This window comes from Streptomyces sp. NPDC058239, assembly GCF_042882185.1.
In the GTDB taxonomy this organism is placed as follows: Bacteria; Actinomycetota; Actinomycetes; order Streptomycetales; family Streptomycetaceae; genus Streptomyces.
The window spans coordinates 142,180-161,813 of sequence record NZ_JBHVWS010000011.1; the positions used below are offsets into that span (position 1 = coordinate 142,180).

Consider the following 19,634-nt stretch of genomic DNA (forward strand, 5'->3'; position numbering starts at 1 on the left):
CGCCCGTTTACCCCCCCCCCGTTGGGGGGGGGCACCGATGCGCCCCCCCCCGGTGGGGGGCGGCCCGGGGGGGGGCGGGGCGCCCCCCCGACCGCGCAATTCCGCCCTGCCAGAGACACGTCGCACCAGCCCAACCCACCACATTCATCGGGCCCTCGCGCGCCCGGGGCCCACCGGCCCCGGCTCGCCGCGGAAGCAAATTTTGCCTGACACCCCATCAGGAACAGCGCCGGACGCGGTTCGAGCGAGCGTCAGCTCCGGGAGTCACCGAAGGTGCTCCGCGCTAGGATCCGGTGGGAGGTGCAGGGATGAGTTTCCGGCTGGCGGCGTACGCCGTGTGCATCGAGGACCGGCGGGTGCTGCTCGCCCATCACGTGTCAAAGAACTGGACTCTTCCGGGCGGCAGGGTTGAGCACGCGGAGGATCCGATCGACGCGGTGATCCGGGAGGTCGCCGAGGAGACCGGCTGCGACGCAGTGGTCGAACGCCTGCTGGGCGTGGACTCGAGGGTGGTCCCCGCGGCCGACCGCCCCGTGCCCGGCCTACCCGAGCACCAGAATGTCGGCATCTTCTACCAGGTCCGTATCACTGGCGGCCAACTCCGGCCTGAAACCAACGGCGAAACCACCGAGTCGGTCTGGACTCCGATCCCCGACGTCGCTCGCCTCCGCCGATCGTCGCTGGTCGACATCGGCCTCACCTTGGCGCAGACCGTTCCGGCAACCGGCCACGTCGCTCCCGTCCCGGTCGGCGGCCTGATCCAGCACTGAAGCACCACCAATATCCACCTGACCCGCTCCACCGAGGAGCACCTGGCGTACAGCGGTCTCAGCCTGCTGCTGTCGGGGGTGTTCCTCGCCGCGCTCGCCACAGCGTCGGGACTACTCGCGCTCAAGGGCCACCTCACCATCGGTCAGCTCGTCACCGTCCTCGGACTCGCCCAGTACCTTCAAAGCTCCCTCGCCCATGTCGGTACCTTCGCTTCCAACTGGATTCACAAACGCGCCTCCGCCCGTCGGCTCAGCGAGCTGATCAACGAACCGCCTCTGATAGACCCGGCACTGGCCGGTGCCCTGACCGGGCCGGGCCGCTCCGCCGAACCCGCCGACGCCGGCGGCCACGACGGTGCGACGCTCCGGTGGCATCCGGCCGGCCATGACGGGCCACTGGACGTCCGGCCCGGCGAGCTCGTCGGTGTCGTGCCACGCCACCCCGGACACGCGCGGGATCTCAGTGACCGGCTCGGCTACCGCGTTCCCCTCCGCCGCGGCGAACTCCTGGTCGACGGCGTCGACGCCGTCGACCTCGGCCCGGACCGGGTCCGCGCGCGGATCGCCGCCCCACCCCATCACGGAGCAGTGTTCTCCGGCACCCTGCGGTCGAACCTCGTCCCCCGAGGACGTGCGGCGGACACGGCCGTGCTCAAGGCCGCGATGCTCGACGACGTACTCGAACACATCGGGGGAGACCGGGCCGACGTCGGCGAACAGGGCCACAGGCTCTCCGGCGGCCAGCGCCAGCGTCTGCTGCTCGCCCGCGCGCTGCACTCCGAAACCGACATCGTCGTCCTCGACGAACCCACCACCGCCGTCGACCCGGTGACCGAACGGCGCATCGCCCAGGGAATCCGCGATCTGCCCTCCACGACCCTCCTGATCACCACCAGCCGGATCCTGCTCTCCGCCTGCGACCGGGTCATCGACCTCGGCGGAACACCCCACGAACCGAACGGAACACTCCGGTGACCTCAGAGAAGAGCACCCTGCCCGTCGCCGACACGCGCCGCACCCGGCGGGAGCTCCTGCGCCGGCTCGGCGCGCACCGCGGCCGGCTCACCGCGGCGCTGCTCACTCTGCTCAGCCGTACGGCGGCCACCCTCGCCACCCCGCCGGTGCTCGGCGGGATCGTGAACGCCGTCGTGGACGAGGCGGAACCGGGCCGGGTCACTGTTCTCGGAATCGTCCTCGTGCTCGTCGCCGCCACCGGCGCCGCGCTCGCCTTCGCCGGTGGCCGGATGCTGGTCTCGCTGGTCCAGGACGTCCTGGCGGGCCTGCGCGAAGACGTGTTCGAGACCGCGATCCACCTTCCCGGCGGCGTCGTGGAGTCCTCCGGCAGTTCCGATGTCGTCTCCCGGGTCACCCGTGATGTCGAGGCGATCTCCGAAGCCGCCTCCGACGTGCTTCCCGATGTCACCGCCGCAGGCTTCACGATCGCCCTGAGCGTGGTGGGTCTGGCGGTCCTCGATCCCCGTCTGGCCCTTGCCCGGGCCGTCCTGCGTCCAGTCGCTCCCGGACCGGCCCAACATCAGGACGACCTGGGTGCACGGCGGCAACGGTCACGGCCCCAGCCGCCTGGCCGAGCTCGTGAGCGCCGCGATCCCGCCCGGCACGGACCTGACGGGCGGATTCGTGTGGGTCGCGGGCCAGACCAACGCCCCACGGCCACCGACCCCCGGCTGCCCGGCGTCGAACTGCCCGTGCCCGCCCGGGCACAGGCCCAGCCGCGCTGACACGGACCGGACCACAGAAAAGGAGACCCGGAAACATGGACGCCGACGTCATCGTCGTCGGGGCCGGGCTCGCAGGCCTGGTGGCCGCCCATGAACTGACCAGCCGAGGCCGGAAGGTCGCCCTCGTCGAACGCAGCTCTCCGAAGGAGGCCCCATGACCGCTTGCTGTACCCCGTCAAGTGGCGCACGCTCCGAGCCGACGCCGATCGTCCCGCAGGGCGAGGGGGCGTCGCGCCGCGACCCGGCGGAGACGGTCCTCCTCCCGGGCGGCGAATTCCTCATGGGCACGGACGACAGCGAAGGCTTCGCGAAGGACGGCGAAGGACCCGTCCGAAGGGTCCACGTCTCACCGTTCCTGATCGACACCCACGCCGTGAGCAACGACCGGTTCGCCACCTTTGTCGCGGACACCGGCTACCACACGGAAGCCGAGCGGATCGGCTGGTCGTATGTCTTCGCCGGCTATCTGCCCGCAGCCCTGCGCCGCATATCGCCGAGACCCGAAGCCACGCCGTGGTGGTGCGGGGTGACAGGAGCGGACTGGCGGTCCCCGGAGGGACCCGGCAGTTCCCTGCAGGGCCGTGGAGACCACCCGGTCGTGCACGTCTCGTGGAACGACGCCCAGGCGTACTGCAACTGGGCGGACAAGAGGCTCCCCACCGAAGCGGAATGGGAGTACGCCGCCCGCGGCGGCCTGGAGCAGCGCCGTTACCCCTGGGGGGACGAACTCGACCATGACGGCACGTTCCGCTGCAATATCTGGCGCGGGCAGTTCCCGTCCAGGAACACCGCGGCCGACGGCTACCGCGGCACCTGTCCGGTGGACGCCTTCAAGCCCAACGGCTACGGCCTGTACAACATGGCGGGGAACGTGTGGGAGTGGTGCTCCGACTGGTGGTCGACCAGCCACGACACCGCTGCGCCGGCCATGGATCCGCAGGGGCCCGCGACGGGCGCCTCGAAGGCCATGCGGGGTGGCTCCCACATGTGCCACGTGTCGTACTGCAACCGCTATCGCGTCGCCGCCCGCACGGCCAATGACGTCGCCGCCTCGGGCGGGAACACGGGGTTCCGCTGTGTGCGGAGCCCTTGACGCCGGCCTCGACCACCGCTGCCCGCAAGGACGGCCCCCTCCCGTGCGGATGCCGTCCGGCTGCGGCTGACCCACCATTCCTCCACCCCTTCGTCTCCCGGGCTGCCGCCCGGGAGGTCTTGCCCCATCGGAGTTCGCCTTGCGCATCATCTACGTGGACGTGGACACCCTCCGCGCCGACCACACCACCCCTACGGCTATCACCGTCCGACCACTCCGAACCTCCAGAAGCTCGCCGACAAGTCGGTCGTCTTCGACCGCTACTACTGCTCCGACTCACCCTGCCGGCCCTCCCGGGCCGCGCTGACGAGCGGTCAGTTCGGCATCACCAACGGAGTGATCGGCCACTACGGCGCCGATGCCCAGTTCCGCCTCGAAGCGGGACACGGCCCCGAGCCCGACCAGCCGCTGCTCGGCCAGTGGCTCGGCTGGGGCGACCACTACACCGCCTCGATCTCCGTCTTCGCCGAACGGCACCGCGCGTACTTCTTCCACGGGAACTTCCGCGAGTCGATCCGCGCGAGCGCCAACTGGGGCGACGAGGAGGCCCCCGACATCAACCGCGCGGCCATCGACTGGCTGCAGCGGCACAAGGACGAGGAGAACTGGTACCTCCACCTCACCTACTGGGAGCCGCACACCAACTACACCCAGCCCGCCGCGTGGACCGAGAAGATGGCCGCCTCCGGGCCCGTGCAGGCGTGGCCCGACGAGGAGACCATCGCCGCACACGCCGAGATCTACGGACCACGCAGCGCCCTGGACCTGCACCACTCGCTGAAGAACCCCGGCGGCACCTCCCCGGTGCCCCACAGCATGCCCGACGCGGTGGCATCACGGGCCGATTTCGAGCACCTGATCAACGGCTTCGACGGAGCCATCAGCTACTGGGACCACTACTTCGGGCAGCTCATGCCCTGGAGGAGCTGGGCATCGCCGACGACACCGCCGTGATCGTCAGCGCCGACCACGGAGAGTCCTTCGGCGAGCTGGGCATGTACGCCGAGCACGGCATGGCCAGCGAACCCGTACACCGGCTCCCGCTCGTCGTCTACTGGCCCGGCCTCACCGACGAACTGCCCGCCGAGGCGCGCCACAACGACGCACTCCTCTACAACATCGACCTGGCCCCGACCCTCGCGGAACTCATCGGCCTGGACAAACCTGCCGGATGGCAGGGCACCTCCTTCGCCGCCGCCCTGCGCGGCGAACAGATCGAGACCCGCGAGTACCTCGTCCTCGGACACGGCGCCATGACCTACCAGCGGGCGGTCCGTACGCGTGACCACCTCTACATCCGCACCTACCATCCCGGCACCTTCCGCACCGAGTGGGAACAGCTCTTCCACCTCGCCGAGGACCCCTACCTCACCCGCAACCTCATCGAGGAGGATCCGGAACTCGCCGCGCGGATGCGTTCCCATCTCGCCGAGTGGTGGCACGAGTACGCCGGTCGACCCGGCTGCCTGCCCGACCCCATGCAGGCCAACCTCCAGACCGGGCCCGTCTACTACAGCCAGCCCGGCCCCTACGCCCAGCACCTCAGGGACACCGGCCGCGCGCACCTGGCCGACCACCTGGAACAGCAACTCGCCACCCTCACCGTGCCGGTCCCCTGGCACGCCCCCCACTCGCCCCGCTCCCCGGAAGTCCTCCAGAAGTGGCTGGCCCACTTCGGGCGGCGCGCGACCGCAACGTGATGCGCGGGGCCCGGCCCTCCTTCCTGTCCTTCATCCCGTTCATCGCGTCCCGACCTCTGGAAGCCCTCATGAGCGCATCCCCGGCTGCCACGCTCTCCCCGGCCGAACGGGCGTCGCTCACTTCCGGCGGCACCCGCTGGAGCACGACGCCCGTACGAGACGTGGTCCGAGCGCTGCCCCTCTCGGACGGCCCCCACGGCATCCGGCGTCCCCCCGGCCCAAACGACGCCGCCTCCCCGATCGGGCATGCGACCCGGTCGGAGAGGTAGCCCCACTTCTGACGATTTCGTCAGACAAGGCATCCGGCCCTCTCGGCGGGCTCAAGGATCGCGACGCACTCCGTGTGCAAGGTCATCGGAAAGACGTCACCGGAAGCATGGAGAGTGAAATTGCCAGGTCAGGTGGCCATCTCGGGGACACTGCGAGGGCTTCTGGCCGTCTGGAGCGTTCATCTGAGCGTCACGGCCATCCGGCTCGCTGCGCGACTCGCGGCCATTTCAGGCCATGTCCGCACGACCGACAACGGCCAGGTCATCCAGAAGAACGTCCGCGACCAGTTCCTCGACAACAGTGATGCCGTGGCCGGCCATGGCCACAGTCAGCTCCGGATCCCAGGGCGCCTCGGTGAGGCGGCCGGGTGGAGGTCCTCCGGTCAGGCGGGCGACGGCAGCGCGGTAGTCCCCCGCTGTCATGCGCCACGGTTGGGCCGGTGTCTTGTCAAGCACATAGGCGGCGATGCGGATGCCCTCACCGTCGAAGTCGCCGTGGTAGCGGAGGATCGCACCGTGGTCCGCGAGTAGGCGGAGAAGATGGATGGCCGCGCTGTTGGGCCAGCCGGACGTGCAGGCGAGGGGCGGGCAGGACGGTCCGAACCGCCGCAGCGCGAGGGCCATGACGCTGGGGTTCTCCACGATGTGGACGACGACGGCGGGCCGGGTTCCGAGCGTGAGCCGACCCGGGGCACGTACCTGGGCCAGGGTCAGACTGGCGGCCTGCCCGGCCTCGGCGCACACGCGTGCCACTCGGGCGAGCGACCCGTCGCCGCCCGGTAGCAGTCCGGCGGTGAGCACGGTGGCGGACAGTTCGTCGTCGGCAACGCCCGCCCGGGTCCACAGGGCGCGCCGGTCCGCGGCGGACTGCGGCGGGTCGGTGTCATGGAGGGCCGCCAGGGCGCGCAGGACGAGGGAGGACAGGCGGGTGCCGTCGTCGAGCGCGTGGGAATCACCTCTCACCACCCGTGCGGCGAAGACGGGCAACGGCTCCGCGTGGGCGGGAAGCGCCGCCAGTACCGCGAGCGTGTCGGTGAGCAAGGCGCGTGTGCGTCCCGGCGAGCCGCCAACCAGGCCGGCGGCCCGGCAGGAGGCGGCCCAGTCGGCGAGCGCGGGCTGGTTCCGCACGATGTCGTGGGCATCCAGCCAGGCCCACAGTCCTGCTCGTTCGTCTTCCTGACGGCGCCGCTCGGTCGCGTGGTCGGCCAGCGGGCCCACCAGGTCGGTGACGGTTTCGCGTACCGTACGGCCGCAGAGCTCGGTGACTGCCTCCTCCAGGCGGGCCAGGGCGACGGAGGGGCGGACATCCGGCAGGCGGTCCAGACCCAGGAGGTCGGCGAGAGCTTCACGCTGGGCGTCGTCGAGCGGTCCGAGGCGCACGCGGGTGACGGGCCGGCCGGAGGAGAGGCGGTCGTGGACCGTCTGCCACAGGGAACTCAGCTCGGGGCGGCGCAGGGTGCGCTCCCCCGGGGTCGGTCCCGTACGTGTCATTCCGCCTCCAGGTCGGTGCCGTTCCACACGAAGCGGGCGCTGGTGACGGCGTCGTCGTCCGTGTCGGTGAGAAGTTGGTGGACGGCGATGCCGGGTAGCTCTCCGTAGGTGCACCACTCGTGGTCGGAAGTGAGCATGAGGTCCAGGTCGAGAGCGGTGAGCAGCGCGAAGACCTGGCCGCGGTTGACGGAGTCAACGCCGACGAAGACCTCGTCCAGCAGGATCGGCCGGGGCGCCTGGGGCACGGCTTCATAGTGGGCCGAGACCGCGGCGAACAGCGGCAGATGCAGAGCGATGGCCTTCTCGCCGCCGGACAGCGCACCGTGCAGCTTCTTGGTCAGCGGCTGCCAGCCGGCCCCGTTCGCACGGTCCAGGCGGACGGTGAACTGGTGCCAGGCCGTGTAGTCGAGCACCTCGCCGAGTTGTTCCTCCCAGCTCGCGGCCGTGTCGCTGCTCTTGGCCTCCTCGATGCGTGCGCGGAAGAAGGCGTGCAGGGCCTCCCGGTCGGTGTCTGTGACCCGGCCCGGATCCTTGAGCAGCAGCTCACGGGCGGTGCGGGTGCCCTCGGGGAGATCCGGGCGGATCTGCCACACGAGCTGGACGGCGACTCGGGAGGCGGTACGGACGCGTTCCAAGTGGCCGTTCATACGGTCGACGAGTTCACCGGCCTGACGGATCCGGGCGGCAAGGTGGCGGCGGATGTCACCGGTGAGGATCTGGTCGAACAGTCGGCGCTCGGCGCCGGTGATGTCGTCCCGGCTGCGGTCCCGCTCCTGCGTCAGCTCGCTGAGCAGGCCCGTCGCCCCGACGCGTACGCCGTCCAGGGTGGCGGTGAAGAGCTGGATGTCTTCGTCCGGCTCCAGGTCGAGGTCGGCCCGGGCTCCGAGGTGCCGACGGGCCTCGTGGACGGCTTCGGAGAGGCGGGTGGCAGCGTCGCCCAGGTTGCGTGGTGCGTGCGGAACACCGGACCAGGTGGCCGCGGTCGCGCGGGCCGCCTCCAGGGTGGCCTTCGCACCGCCCTCGGCACCGAGCTCCGGAACGATGCCGGCGTCCTCGGCAAGCCCGGTCAGGCACAGGTGCCGGAACCGGCGCGCCGCACCGTCCCGGGCCTCGACCGCCTTCTCCCGCCCCTCGGCGTCGCGTTCGCTGACGGCCCGCAGTTCTCCGATACGCCCCTCCAGGCGGAGCAGGAGTCCGCCCGTCCGCTCGACCTCGTCACGGCACCGGTGCAGTTCGGACCGTGCCTCGGCGACGCGCGCGATCACCTGCCGGTAGTCCTCGCCGACGGTGGCCTCCACCGCCTCCAGTCGTGCCCTCAACCCCTCGGCCTCGGTCTCGGCGGCGGTAGCGGCCGCGTTCCACTCCTCGGCGTCCCGGTGTGAGCGGTCCGCCTGCGCCGCGAGCTGACGCGCCCGGTCGGCGACCGCCATCGCGCCCAGCCGGGCGTCCACCCAGAGATCGGCGGTGTCCCGGAACGTGTCGATGGCGCGCGTCAGTTCGTGCAGTCGCCCGCTGTCCGTGGGCAGGCCGTGCTCAGCCGCCCGGCGGCTGAGCACGCGCAGCGCGGCCGCGACCTCGGTCTCGGTCCGCTCCAGGCGCTCGGCCACGTCGCGTACGGCGTCGTCCCGGGCCGCCACCTGGTCCTCGGCGCGGTCCCAGGCACGGCGCCGTTGATCGAGCTCGCGGTGGTCGGGGCGGTCCGCCCGCTCATCGTCCAGCCGGTCGCATCGGGCGGCGAGGGCGCGCAACCGGTCGTCGAGGGCGGTGAGGGAGGCGTGCGTTGCGGTGAACCGGTCGGTCAGTTCGCCGATCCGGCGGTGTCGTGCGCGCTGCCGGGCGAGGGCGCCGATGTGGGCGGGCTCCGGCTTGCTCCAGGTACCCGTGGCGAACGCGAGGCGCCAGGCACCGTCGGCGGACACGGCGGCCGGATGCCGGCCGGGAAGCCACGCACCGTAGGCGACGCCGGCGAGCAGGCGGGTGACCGTCTCCGCCGGGACCGGGATGTCTTCTTCGGGCCGCAGTACCTCCAGCAGGCTCGGCCCCGGGGCGGGCAGGGCCAGCGCGGCCTCGACGCGGGTGTCGTGGCCGGGCATCGTGAGTCCGTCGTCCGGGCCGACCCAGGCGTCCAGCAGGCCCGACGCCTCCAGCGCCGCCTCCACTCCGGCCTGCACGGCGAGCGGCACGTCCTCGCGGAAGGCGACCAGCCGGTAGAGCGGCGCACCCGCCATCACGGCGCGGTCCGCGGTGCGGGTGGACGGCGGCGAGGGCGGGAGGTCGGTCTCCTGACGCAGCCGTTCCGCCTCCCTCGCCAGCCCGTCGCGCTCGTCCAGCAAGCTTCGTCGCGCGGCTCGCTCGGTGGCCTCGTGTTCCGCGATCTCCTGCTCCACCGGGCGCGCGGCGGCTTCCACCAGAGCTGCCACCTGCGTCTCGGACGCCGCGAGGGCCGACAGCTCTTCCGGGTCGGCGATCCGGAGTTCCGTGCACCCCTCGGCCCAGACGCGCAGCCGACCCGCCTGTACGGAGAGGGCGTCGTCCCAGGCATGGACCGCTTCGTCACGCCCGGCGATCGCCTCCGCGAGGCGGGCGCGGGTCTGTTCGAGCGCTTCCTCGGCGGCGCCCCGGTCCCGGACCGCCCGGTCGTGCACGTCCATCGCCTCCATGACGAGATCGACCTGCTGCCGCCGGGCGTTGACCGCGCCCCGCAGCAGCCGGCGCGCCCGCCTGGCCCGGTTCTCGCCCGTTTCGCCGGAAGCGGGCAGGGCCTCGGACGGGCCGGTGCCCGTTCCGGGAACTGCCGTACCAGACGGCGGGCGTACGACGTCGAGCAGCGCGTTCACTTCATGATGGACGGACTCCAGACCCACTGCCCGTGCCGACCTGTGTGCCCCCTCGGCGGCTTCGCGAGCGTGCTCGTCGAGCGTATGGGCATGGCCCGCGGCCTCGTCGGCACGCCGCCGGTCCTCCTCCGCCCGGTGCTGTCCGGTGCGGGCGGTGGCGCGCTGTCGCCGGGCGTCGGCCGCCGTCACCTCGACACGGCGGCGGAGCCGGTCGAGCTCCGCGCCCTGCCGGTACGCGTCACTGTCGCGCAGGCCCTCGATGGTCTCCTCCAGGGTGTGCGCGCGCCTGGCCTGCTCCTCGCGCCGGACTCCGGCCACTTCCCGCTCCTCCTGGGCCGTGGCGTGTTCCTCGGCACTGAGACGGGCGACGCGGGTGAGGTTGTCCATCTCCGTGGTGGCGGAGATCAGCATGGCCGAGGCGGCGCGCAGGACCCGGCGCGCGTAACCGCGTTGCCGGGACGCGACGGTCTCGGCCGCCGCCACCTCGTCGTCGAGCCGCTTGAGGTGCTCGCGCTGGCGGTCCAGCCGCTCGAAGCCCTCGGCGAGTTCGGCGATCTCGCCCTCGCCCAGTGGGGGCAGGGCGCGGGAAAGAAGAGTGGAGAGCAGGGAAGGGTCGAGCCGTTCGGACAGTTTGGGCTGGCGCAGCTGAAGAAGGGCGGACAGGAGTGATTCGTAGCGCTGTTCCCCCATGCCGGCGAAGAGTTCACGCCGGACCGCTGTGCGGTAGTCGGCGGCCGAGGCGTGGACGTCGCCGCGGTCGCGCAGGGCCTCCGCGAGGGCGGCGCGGGTCAGGGGCTGTCCGGCCTCGTTGACGAGGGACAGGCCGCCGGGGCGGGCGATGCGGGAGCCGGTGGTGAAGTAGTCGGTGTGCACGCCGCTGGTGTGGACACTCGCCTGCAGACGCGCCCCGCAGCCGAACCAGCGTTCCTCACCGCCGTCATCGGTACGGCGGAACTCCAGCCACACGTATCCGACCCGGGTCTTGCCGGAGGCGCCCTCGCCCAGCAGGTTCCAGTGCATGGTGCGTTCCGAGCCGCCGAACGTGGACAGGCGGTTGGGGCGCAGGCTGGCGTCGAAGAGGAAGGGCAGCAGGAGTTCCAGGGCCTTGGACTTGCCCGAGCCGTTCTGGCCGCGCAGCAGCAGACGGCCCTGGTGGAAGGTGAAGGTTTCGTCGTAGTAGCGCCAGACGTTGAGAATGCCCGCGCGGTGCGGCTGCCAGCGGCTCCGTCGCGCTGGTGCATCCGGACCGGCCGCCTCGGCCGACTCCGCAGGTGCGGCACGCTCGTGGCGTCGCGGCGCGGGAAGCTCTGTCACGCTCACTGCTCGTCTCCTTCGTGCGGACCGCTGTCCGGGACCGCGGTGTCCGTCACGTCGCGCCGTTTCACACTCTTCCTCTGTCCGGCTCCCGTGCCCGCGTCCGCGCTGGTGGCCTCGGCGACGCGGTAGCGGTGAGCGGCCGGGCGTGCGACGACACGGCCCCGGACCTGGTGGATCAGCCCGGTGTCCCGCAGTACACGCACAGCGTCGTCGGCCAGTCGGGCCGCGCCGTCCTGGGACTGGTACGCCTTCGCCCAGCGGGGGAAGCGGCGCAGCAGGTCCGCGCCGGCCTCGGCGAGTTGTTCGGGGAACAGCCCGGCGGGCGCGGCACAGACCGGTTCGAGCAGGAGCAGTGCGGCAACCCGGGCGGTGGAGGTGTCGTCGGGGAAGCGGACGTCGGTCGCGATCGCGTCCGGGTCCACGAGCAGGAAGCCTTCGACGCGTTCCTCCAGGAGGAAACCGGCCTGTTCGACCGACCGGCGCAGGATCTGGCGGCCGGTCAGGGAGGTGACGTAGGCCAGTTCGTCCTCGGTGAGGTCCGCGCGGTACACGACAGGGTCGTCGAACAGGCGGCGCAGCACCGAGTGGCGCAGCCACAGATTGCGCTGAGGTTCCGTGGCGGCAGTCGCGCTCGGCGCCTTCTCCTCGATCGTCCCGTCACCGGCCGCGCCGACCGGCTCGGCCGCGCCGCCGTAGCGCCGCTCCCGCACGATGCCGGTGAGGAGGTCCTCGAAGCGGGCGGGCACCTCGTCCGGCGGTACGGCCAGTCCAGAGGCGCCGACGGGCGCGACGGGCAGCCGCATCAGCAGGGTGGTGTCCACGCCGTAGAGGACTTTGGCCTCGGCCGACTCGACGTACGCCTCCGTGGCACCGTCGACCGCACGAAGCACGCCGTACGACTCCAGCAATTTGAGGACGTCCACGAATGCCATCCGCTCCGGCCGGTGCACCGGGTCGAACGCGGGCAGTGCCTGATCGGCCGCCGTGGCCTGGACGACACGGTCGGCGAGCAGTCCGATGGTCGTCATCGGCATGGACAGCAGCTCAGCCGCGATCACGCACAGCAGGACGTAACGCCGACGGTCGAACGGGGCCCGGCCGGAACGCGACCTGCGGGCGGGACGGGAGGCGTCGGCGTGGGCGCGGATCTTGGCAAGGCGTGCGTATCCGCGCCGGGGCTCGACCACCAGGTTCCAGCCGCAGGTGTAGTCGAACCATTTGGCCAGCGGCTCGCGGCGGCGGCGAACGAGCTCGAAGCCCGTCGGGTCGGCTGCCTCGGTGAGCAGCGGACGGGCGAGCAGCAGTCGGATGCCCCGGGCCACCTCCTCCCTTTCGGCGGCCGCCAGTTGGTTGGCGAGCGTACTCATCCCGCCGCCTCCCCTCGCACGGAGTTCCGTGGGGCCGGGAATGCCCCGGCCCCGTCCGCCGCCGTGATGCGGACGACGTAGTCCGGCCCGGCCAGCACGCCCTTCGCGGTACGCAGCACGGCGGTGCGGTGGTCGGGCGGCGGGGAGAGCGTGATCTCCACCCGGCCGTCCCCGGTGGTCGCGCGCCGCATCCCGGTGGTGTCCGGGCCGGCGGCCAGGGCGCAGCCCAGCAGTTCGAGCAGCCGCTCGAAGACGGCGGGGTCCAGTTCACCGAAGGAGGACAGCCGCACGGGCCCGTCCGTCGCCAGGTCCCGCCAGGCCAGCGCGAGCTCCGCCCGTTGGGTACGGGCCCGCTCGGCCCGTGCCGCCTTGACAGCGGCAACGTCCCGCACCTTGGCCGTACGGGTGAACCGCTCGGTCCGTCCACTGGTGCGCAGCAGCGCCGACACCTCGACCGGCGGCGCTTCGGACCACGACTGCGCCGGGGGAATCAGTTCCGGGTCGGAGTGGGCGAGATGGGCGTGGCGCGCCGACCCCAGGCCGAAGGCTGCCGCCCACAGCCGGTGCAGATCCTCCTCCCCTGCGGCTGCGGCGAACCAGCGCGCCAGCTCGCGGAAGTCCTGTACGGCGCTGGAGGAGCGGCGCCGCGACTCGTTGATCCGCTCCAGGACCTGCAGGAGGGAAACGATGGCCCGCCGGGCGATGTCGTGCAGCTGCTCGATGCGAGGTCGGGCCCCGTCGTCCGGCAGGAACCACGCCCGCAGACCGGCCCAGCGGGCCCGTCGGCTCTCCAGCCAGCCGGGCGTGGGGTCCTCGCCGGCCACCGGTGGCAGCTCGGCGCCGCGCAGGGCCCGCTCGCGCAGCAGGAAGACACCGCGCTCCTCCACCCGGACGACAGCGGCCGCGACGGCCTGCCCGCGCCGATCCAGGTTGACCAGGAACTCCTGGAGATACGCGACGGTGGCAGCCTTCACCTCCCGGAAGACCTCCAGATCGGCGCCCTCGGCACGCAACAGCCGCTGCAGCTCGGCGTTGAACGCCTTGGTGTTCTCCACCAGGGCCTCCAGGTGCCCTTCCAGCTCGCGCAGCGTCGTGAAGATCCGGCGATCGGCCGAGACTGGCTCGGCAGAGAGCAGGCACAGCTCGTCGAGCCGGTCGGCGATCGCCTCCAGTACGGCCGTCTGGAGCGCCCCTGTCGAGGCGAGCACCTCCAGCGCGTGCCGCACCCCGGCGAGCGCGGCCTCGCCCCGGCGGGTCAGCGAGTACTGCAGGTTGCGCCGCTCGTACTCCTCGGCCGTGCGGTAGTTCTCGGCGTGGTTGTGGACCCGGTCCAGGAGCTTCCACTCCACGAGCTTCTTCAGTACGTCGTGCAGTTCCTCGTCCTCGACCGCGGCCGGCCACCCCACCGTCCGCAGCCGCCCGCGCACGTCGTCCAGCCCCAGCGCCGTCTCCAGGTGCTCGCCGGCCGCGCCGAAGGCATCCAGCACGGCACCGTAGAGGTCGGACCTCTCCCCCGTGGTGAAACGGAACATCTCCGGCGGAACCCTGCGCATACCTCTCACCCCCTCCCCTGCCACCTGACGGCATTTGATTCTCCACCGTAGAGGGCGGCACTGACTTTCAGGGGGGCACGTCGCTTTCCCGTCTTCCCAGGTGGAGCCGACACGCATGCCGATCCGGCCGGGATTCGCCGTACCTCAAAGTGGTCCCGGGGATCTCTGCAGGTGCCCGCTCGGTAGGGCCGGCACGGGGGTGTGAGGCTCCTTCCCGCAACAACGGATGAGGAGCCGCCACCATGGTCAAGATCCTGTGCCTGCCGGAACACCGGCTCGGCCTGCCGCAGGGCGGCAGGCACCGGGCGGGGGTCGCCGAGCGAGGCCGTATGCGCGCTGAAGCGTGCGGTGACCTCATCGGACAGCCACATGCGAACGCGGGCTCAGAGCATCGACCGGTGCAGTCGCCGACTACTACACCTTGCGGGCGACGAATCCCCACTGGTCGACCGGTTCGTGGTCCTCTTCGTCCGCTCGCCAGAGCGTGATCGACCCGAATCCGGGCTCGACCAACTCCATCCCGTCGGCGCTCGCGAGGATCTCCTCCGGCCGGCGCACCAGGTACGGCGGAGTGTCGCCCTCCGCGTAAGCCTTCTGCGCAGCCAGCGTCTGGGGCGTGGCGACCGTGTCGCAGAGGACCAGATAGCTGCCTTCCACTGTGCCGGCCATGTACTGGCGCATGAGGTCGATGCCGGCCTGGGGCTGGAGGTGTCCCAGCGTGGACAGCACCATCACGGCCACGGGTCGTGTCAGGTCCAGGGTGCGCGCCGCTTCCTGGAGTACCCGTTCGGCTTCCAGCATGTCCGCGTGCACGTAGTCCGTCATCCCGTCCGGTGCACTTGTCAGCAAGGCACGGGCGTGCGCCAATACGAGTGGGTCGTTGTCGACGTACACGATGCGAGCCTTCGGCTCGACGCTCTGCGCGACCTCATGGGTGCTGTTCTGCACGGGAAGCCCGGTCCCGATGTCAAGGAACTGGGATATTCCCGCTTCGGCCAGATACCGCACCGCACGCGCCTGAAACGCCCGTGACGCCAGGGCGAGTTCCCGCGTCTGCGGGTAGCTCGCGATTACTTGATCTCCCAGCTCCTGGTCCACCGGGTAGTGGTCCTTGCCGCCGATCCAGTAGTTCCAGACGCGGGCCGAGTGCGGGACAGCGCTGCGGAATTGTTCTGCGTTGTATGCCTCGTGTTTCATAACACCCTCTTCTATCACGGTTGTTAACGCCTCACGGCGCTGCGGCGGCCCGTCGGGCGACCAGGCAACCGCCCCTTCGGCTCAGGGATGAATTCGGCACCGAGCAGGGGCGTGAAGGCCCGCACCGCAGAGGTGCCACCTGCCGACGCCCCCAGGAACACTCCGACTTCGGCTCCGCCCGCCCGCACCGGGCTCGGAACAATGTGCCCGGGCCGCCTCGCTCAGCCCACCGCCACCGGCGACGATCCGCCCGCCACGGCCACGCGGGGTGCCCCGGTGCCGTCTGCGGGGACGGTCCAGATGTCACTCGCCCGGCCGGCCGCGCCCGGCAGCGCGTAGGCGACCGTGCCGTCGTCCAGCCAGGCCGCCTGGTCGTCGACGCTGCGTGTCTCGGCGAGCGGCGTCTCACGCATGGTCCGCAGGTCGAGGACGTACAGCCGCCAGGGCGCGGCCGGGTCGTCGGAAACCTTCTTCTTAAAGGCGATCCGGGTGTTGTCGGGCGACAGGGAGGGGCACTCGGCGTTCTGCCTCAGCGTCTTCGCCGACCAGTCCCTCATGTTCCCCTCGACGAGGTAGGTGCGGCCCTTGGTGGAGACGGTCGCGTAGAAGCGGTTGTCGTCGCGGGCGAAGGTCACCCCCCAGTAGTTGACGTCGGGCGCGTGGTAGCGGACACCGTCGATGGTGAGGGGGATCTCCTCCATGGACTTGACGAGGTAGCCGGTGCGCAGGTCGAGGAGGGCGGTCCGCGTGGAGAAGGCGGTGGTGGCGTAGGAGTCACCGGTGGCGAACACCGTCCAGGACAGCATCCGCCCGGAAGCGGAGACGCGGGCCCGGGTGGGAACGCCCGGCACGGTGATCCGGCGCATCTCGCGCAGCCGCCGGTCGAGAACGATCGCGTATGTCTTCGGCAGCACCCCGGGCTCGGCGCGCAGGCAGAGCGCGGTGTCACCTGAGGCGTAGAACCGGTCACAGGCGGGGCCGCCGGTGGTGCGGGCGCCGGGGGTTCCGGCGGACGGCTGATGCGCGACGCGTCCTGTGGCCGTGTCCCGGAAGTACAGCGCGGGCCCGCCGAGAGTGAACGAGGCGTCTGCGTTTGCTCGTTGCCCCTCCGCCCGTTGTTCCGCGTGCAGGGCGTACCCTACGGAGCCGCCCGCGAGGAGTAGCACCGCGGCCACCACGACGGCGATACGGGCCCGTGGCCCCAGCGGGGTTGCGGGTCTTGGGAACCTGGTACTCATGGGGTCCGCCTCTCGGGGATCGGGGCTGCCGGCCCCGCGGGCGCCGGGGCGCCGGACTGGTTGCGCGGCAGCAGTGCCCAGCCGCCCGCGAGCGCAGCGAGCAGAGCCGATATCGCCGCCCACAGCGCGGGGCGTGGCCCCCACACCGTCCACGCGGCGCCGAAGCCCGCGGCGGCGAGCATCCGGGCCAGCGCCTGGCCGGTCTGGAGCAGGGCGAGTCCGCCCGCCCTGCCGTCGGCGGGCAGCACCGGTCCGGCGAGGGCCATCAGCACCCCGTCGGTGGTGGCGTAGAAGACGCCAAGCAGCACGAGGACGGGCGCAAGGAGAAGTGCTGCCGGGCCGCCGGTCGGGGCGAGGAGCGTGGCGTACACACCGAGCAGCGCGACGTGTCCGAACAGGAACGGCAGCCTTCGGCCGACCCGGTCCGCGATCCGGCCCGCCGGGACCGCGAGCAGCAAATAGCACGCCGCCGCGCCGAGCGGCAGCAGCGGGAACCAGCCGACGGGGAGGCCGAGGCTGCGCTGGAGCAGGAGGTAGACGAAGGCGTCACCGACGGTGGCGGCACCCAGTAGAGCGGCGGCTGCGAGAATCCGCCGGAAGGCGGGATCACGGAGTGCCCCAAATGACTTTCGTGTACGGGGAGTCGAGTTCGTGGGTGGTGCCGGGTGACCCCCGGGAACGTACAGGACGAGGATCAGTACCCCGAGCAGACCGACGCAGAAGCTGACGACGAACACCGCGTCGTAGGCGTCGGCGGTTGCCCAGAGCAGGGCGAACGCGGCGAGCGGGCCGAGCAGTGCGCCCGTGGTGTCCATCGCCCGGTGCACGCCGAAGGACCTGCCAAGCGCCTCGGGTCGGCTGCTCAAGGTGATCAGCGCGTCACGGGGCGCCGTACGGATGCCCTTGCCGACCCGGTCGGTGGCGAGGGCGGTCGCGATCCCGGCGGTGGCACCGCCCGCGAGAAGCAGGCCGAGCCGGGAGCAGGCGGAGAGGATGTAGCCGATGCCAGCGACCCGTTTGTACCGGCCGCCGCGGTCGGCGGCGTGCCCGCCGAGCAGCCGCACAACGGAGGCGGCGCCGTTGAACAGGCCGTCCAGGAATCCGAATTGGAGAGGTGAGAGACCGAGTCCGAGGACGAGGTAGAGCGGCAGCACCGCGGTGACCATCTCGGAGGAGATGTCGGTGACGAGGCTGACCGTGCCGAGGGCCAGGACGGTGCCGGGGACGCGTCGGCCCGCCCCGCCGGTGCGGGGCGGGGCCGGCGCGTCCCGGCGGCCTGTGGTCGCCAGATACATCAGTGGCAGGTGTACTGCGGGCTGGTGTCCTTGGTCTTGCCGTCGGTGCCGACGTAGCTCCAGCTGTAGCCGGAGTCGGTGAAGTCCATTTTCAGGACGCCGTATTCACCGCTGATCCGCTTCTGGCTGTTGGGCTGGACGTTCTCGATGGGGTATGGCTCGGCGCCGCCCATACCGCCGACGATCTCGGTGATTCCGTCGGCGGTGGCCTTCCCATCGGGGCTCTGTGGGGCGAACCGCTCGTAGTGGTGGTCGTGCCCGTTGAGCACGAGGTCGGCCTTGGCCCCGTACAGGATCTTCCAGACCGGCCTGCTGACCGGGTCGTTGCCGTGCCCGCCCGAGGAGTACAGCGGGTGGTGCCAGTAGGCGGCGATGCACGCCTTGCTGTTCCTGGCGAGGTCGGCCTTGAGCCAGTCGATCTGGGCGCTCTGGTCGAAGGAGTTGGAGTCGAGGGCGATGAAGTGCCAATTGCCCTCGTCGAAGCTGTAGTAGCTCTTGCCCTGGGGGTACGCGATCGCCCCGAAGTATGTCTTGTAGCCGACCAGCGACCCGGCCGGATCGTACGTCTCGTGGTTGCCCGGTACCGGATGCGTCTTGTCCTTGAAAGCACCCCAGGTCTTGTCGTAGTAGGCACGGAAGTCGGCGATCCGGGCGTCGTCGTACTGGCTGTCGCCCATCGTCAGATAGAACTTCGGATCGAGCTTCTGGGCCAGTGCGGCGGTCTTGGGGTGGGCGCAGTCACTGTCGGAGGCGGTGCACTGGGCGGCGATGTCACCGGCAGCGACCACGGTGAAGGCACCGGTCTGCGGGGGCGCGCCGTCGAGAGTGCCGTACACCTCGACCTCGTGCAGCGAGTAGCCGTAGGCAGTGCCGCGCGCGATGCCGTACACGCGCAGGTAGCGGCCCTTGCCGGAGAGGGCAGACCAGTCGTCGGTGCCGCCGTTCCCGGCCGTCTCGTTGGCGAGCCGGGTCCAGGTGGTGCCGTCGGCGGAGATCTCGATCCGGTACGCCTTGGCGTACGCGGCCTCCCAACTCAGTTTCACCCGCGTGACGTTGGCGGTGGCACCGAGGTCGACACGTATCCACTGCGGGTCCTCGCCCTCGGCACTCGCCCAGCGGGTGGCCGGGTCGCCGTCGAAGGCGTTCTGCGGGCCGAGGCCGGAAGCTTCGCTGGAGGAGGCGGTGGCGGGCTTGCCATGCGAAACAAGGGGGTCGTCGGCGGCGTCGGCCCGGTCGGGGTAGCCGAGCAACAGGCTTCCGACGAGGAGGAGTACGGCGGCGATGACCACGCCCACCGTACGACGCCGCGCGGGCGTGAGGAGCGGAGCTGAGCCGTTCAGTTGCATCCCTGGACTCCTGGCCTTGGGGGTGGCGAGAGCTGGGCATTGGTGCGTGACCTCGCGCCCCGGCCCTCGTTCGGGCAGGGGGCGGCATCATGGTGGCCGGGCCAGAGCTCTCACTGAGCGCGTCATGCCTAGGGGATCAGACACCGCGCCGAGCCACCGCCCGGAATGCTAGCGAACAGTAAACTTTCCTACCAGTCCCCCAACTCTCTTTGCTTCGCACCCCGTTGAGCGCCCGGGCGCATCCGGCTGCCGACCCGGCAGCGGCCTCGGTGAGGGATGACGCCGCACCCGGCCGGCGATGACGGTGCCTGTCGCTCCCGGTACGGCACCCACCGGCCCTGCCTCCTCGTGCCACACACGCACCGCCCGCGGGTCCTGCCCCACGTACAATTTGAATCCGAACGATGCCGTCGATCCATGGC

The 19,634-nt window shown here is 71.3% G+C and carries 12 protein-coding genes and 2 pseudogenes; 6 read left to right on the forward strand and 8 right to left on the reverse strand.

What is annotated here, in order from left to right; all coding sequences use genetic code 11:
- The first annotated feature begins 308 nt into the window (after window positions 1–308).
- The 6 genes and pseudogenes from ACFVYE_RS15690 (at window position 309) to ACFVYE_RS15715 (ending at window position 5,302) form a co-directional block, all read left to right on the forward strand.
- On the forward strand, window positions 309–770 hold the full coding sequence (locus ACFVYE_RS15690; RefSeq protein ID WP_383977729.1) for an NUDIX hydrolase: 462 nt from the start codon (window positions 309–311) through the stop codon (window positions 768–770).
- 78 nt (window positions 771–848) lie between these two features.
- On the forward strand, window positions 849–1,745 hold the full coding sequence (locus tag ACFVYE_RS15695) for an ATP-binding cassette domain-containing protein (RefSeq protein WP_389605890.1): 897 nt from the start codon (window positions 849–851) through the stop codon (window positions 1,743–1,745).
- Window positions 1,742–2,509, forward strand: coding sequence for an ABC transporter transmembrane domain-containing protein (locus ACFVYE_RS15700; RefSeq protein ID WP_383977723.1), 768 nt, complete (start codon window positions 1,742–1,744; stop codon window positions 2,507–2,509). Before ACFVYE_RS15695 ends, ACFVYE_RS15700 begins: the two co-directional genes overlap by 4 nt.
- Before the next feature lie 35 nt (window positions 2,510–2,544).
- Window positions 2,545–2,649: pseudogene (locus ACFVYE_RS15705) on the forward strand (FAD-dependent oxidoreductase); the annotation flags it as partial.
- A 14-nt stretch (window positions 2,650–2,663) separates the two neighbouring features.
- Window positions 2,664–3,602, forward strand: coding sequence for a formylglycine-generating enzyme family protein (locus tag ACFVYE_RS15710; RefSeq protein ID WP_389605893.1), 939 nt, complete (start codon window positions 2,664–2,666; stop codon window positions 3,600–3,602).
- A 126-nt stretch (window positions 3,603–3,728) separates the two neighbouring features.
- Window positions 3,729–5,302 (forward strand): annotated as a pseudogene (locus ACFVYE_RS15715) (sulfatase).
- Window positions 5,303–5,799: 497 nt separating this feature from the next.
- On the opposite strand, the gene ACFVYE_RS15720 reads toward ACFVYE_RS15715, so the two are convergent.
- The 8 genes from ACFVYE_RS15720 to ACFVYE_RS15755 all read right to left on the reverse strand — a co-directional run bounded on the left by ACFVYE_RS15720 (window position 5,800) and on the right by ACFVYE_RS15755 (window position 19,212).
- The gene (locus tag ACFVYE_RS15720) at window positions 5,800–7,062 is read right to left on the reverse strand and encodes a TIGR02679 family protein (protein WP_389605895.1); all 1,263 of its coding nucleotides are present in this window, start codon (window positions 7,060–7,062) and stop codon (window positions 5,800–5,802) included.
- Window positions 7,059–11,219 carry a TIGR02680 family protein gene (locus ACFVYE_RS15725; protein ID WP_389605897.1) on the reverse strand — a complete coding sequence of 1,387 codons (4,161 nt, stop codon included), beginning with the start codon at window positions 11,217–11,219 and terminating at the stop codon, window positions 7,059–7,061. Before ACFVYE_RS15725 ends, ACFVYE_RS15720 begins: the two co-directional genes overlap by 4 nt.
- On the reverse strand, window positions 11,216–12,583 hold the full coding sequence (locus ACFVYE_RS15730) for a TIGR02678 family protein (protein WP_383970547.1): 1,368 nt from the start codon (window positions 12,581–12,583) through the stop codon (window positions 11,216–11,218). Before ACFVYE_RS15730 ends, ACFVYE_RS15725 begins: the two co-directional genes overlap by 4 nt.
- Window positions 12,580–14,136 (reverse strand): TIGR02677 family protein, encoded by a 1,557-nt coding sequence (locus tag ACFVYE_RS15735; protein ID WP_383970549.1) that lies wholly within the window; start codon window positions 14,134–14,136, stop codon window positions 12,580–12,582. The genes ACFVYE_RS15730 and ACFVYE_RS15735 overlap by 4 nt, the downstream gene beginning before the upstream one ends.
- A gap of 414 nt (window positions 14,137–14,550) precedes the next feature.
- The gene (locus ACFVYE_RS15740; RefSeq protein ID WP_383970552.1) at window positions 14,551–15,333 is read right to left on the reverse strand and encodes an SAM-dependent methyltransferase; all 783 of its coding nucleotides are present in this window, start codon (window positions 15,331–15,333) and stop codon (window positions 14,551–14,553) included.
- 221 nt (window positions 15,334–15,554) lie between these two features.
- Window positions 15,555–16,571, reverse strand: coding sequence for a TolB family protein (locus tag ACFVYE_RS15745; RefSeq protein WP_383970555.1), 1,017 nt, complete (start codon window positions 16,569–16,571; stop codon window positions 15,555–15,557).
- Complete coding sequence (locus tag ACFVYE_RS15750; RefSeq protein WP_383970558.1) at window positions 16,568–17,866, reverse strand: MFS transporter; 1,299 nt, start codon at window positions 17,864–17,866, stop codon at window positions 16,568–16,570. Before ACFVYE_RS15750 ends, ACFVYE_RS15745 begins: the two co-directional genes overlap by 4 nt.
- Entirely contained in the window at window positions 17,866–19,212 is a 1,347-nt protein-coding gene (locus ACFVYE_RS15755) for a discoidin domain-containing protein (protein WP_383970561.1), read from the reverse strand. Before ACFVYE_RS15755 ends, ACFVYE_RS15750 begins: the two co-directional genes overlap by 1 nt.
- Between the last annotated feature and the right edge of the window lie 422 nt (window positions 19,213–19,634).

Bases quoted from the DNA above. Each gene is read 5' to 3' on its own strand.
- ACFVYE_RS15730 (WP_383970547.1), bottom strand. From the start codon at position 12,583: ATGAGTACGCTCGCCAACCAACTGGCGGCCGCCGAAAGGGAGGAGGTG.
- ACFVYE_RS15750 (WP_383970558.1), bottom strand. From the start codon at position 17,866: ATGTATCTGGCGACCACAGGCCGCCGGGACGCGCCGGCCCCGCCCCGC.
- ACFVYE_RS15740 (WP_383970552.1), bottom strand. From the start codon at position 15,333: ATGAAACACGAGGCATACAACGCAGAACAATTCCGCAGCGCTGTCCCG.
- ACFVYE_RS15735 (WP_383970549.1), bottom strand. From the start codon at position 14,136: ATGCGCAGGGTTCCGCCGGAGATGTTCCGTTTCACCACGGGGGAGAGG.
- ACFVYE_RS15745 (WP_383970555.1), bottom strand. From the start codon at position 16,571: ATGAGTACCAGGTTCCCAAGACCCGCAACCCCGCTGGGGCCACGGGCC.
- ACFVYE_RS15710 (WP_389605893.1), top strand. From the start codon at position 2,664: ATGACCGCTTGCTGTACCCCGTCAAGTGGCGCACGCTCCGAGCCGACG.
- ACFVYE_RS15755 (WP_383970561.1), bottom strand. From the start codon at position 19,212: ATGCAACTGAACGGCTCAGCTCCGCTCCTCACGCCCGCGCGGCGTCGT.
- ACFVYE_RS15690 (WP_383977729.1), top strand. From the start codon at position 309: ATGAGTTTCCGGCTGGCGGCGTACGCCGTGTGCATCGAGGACCGGCGG.
- ACFVYE_RS15720 (WP_389605895.1), bottom strand. From the start codon at position 7,062: ATGACACGTACGGGACCGACCCCGGGGGAGCGCACCCTGCGCCGCCCC.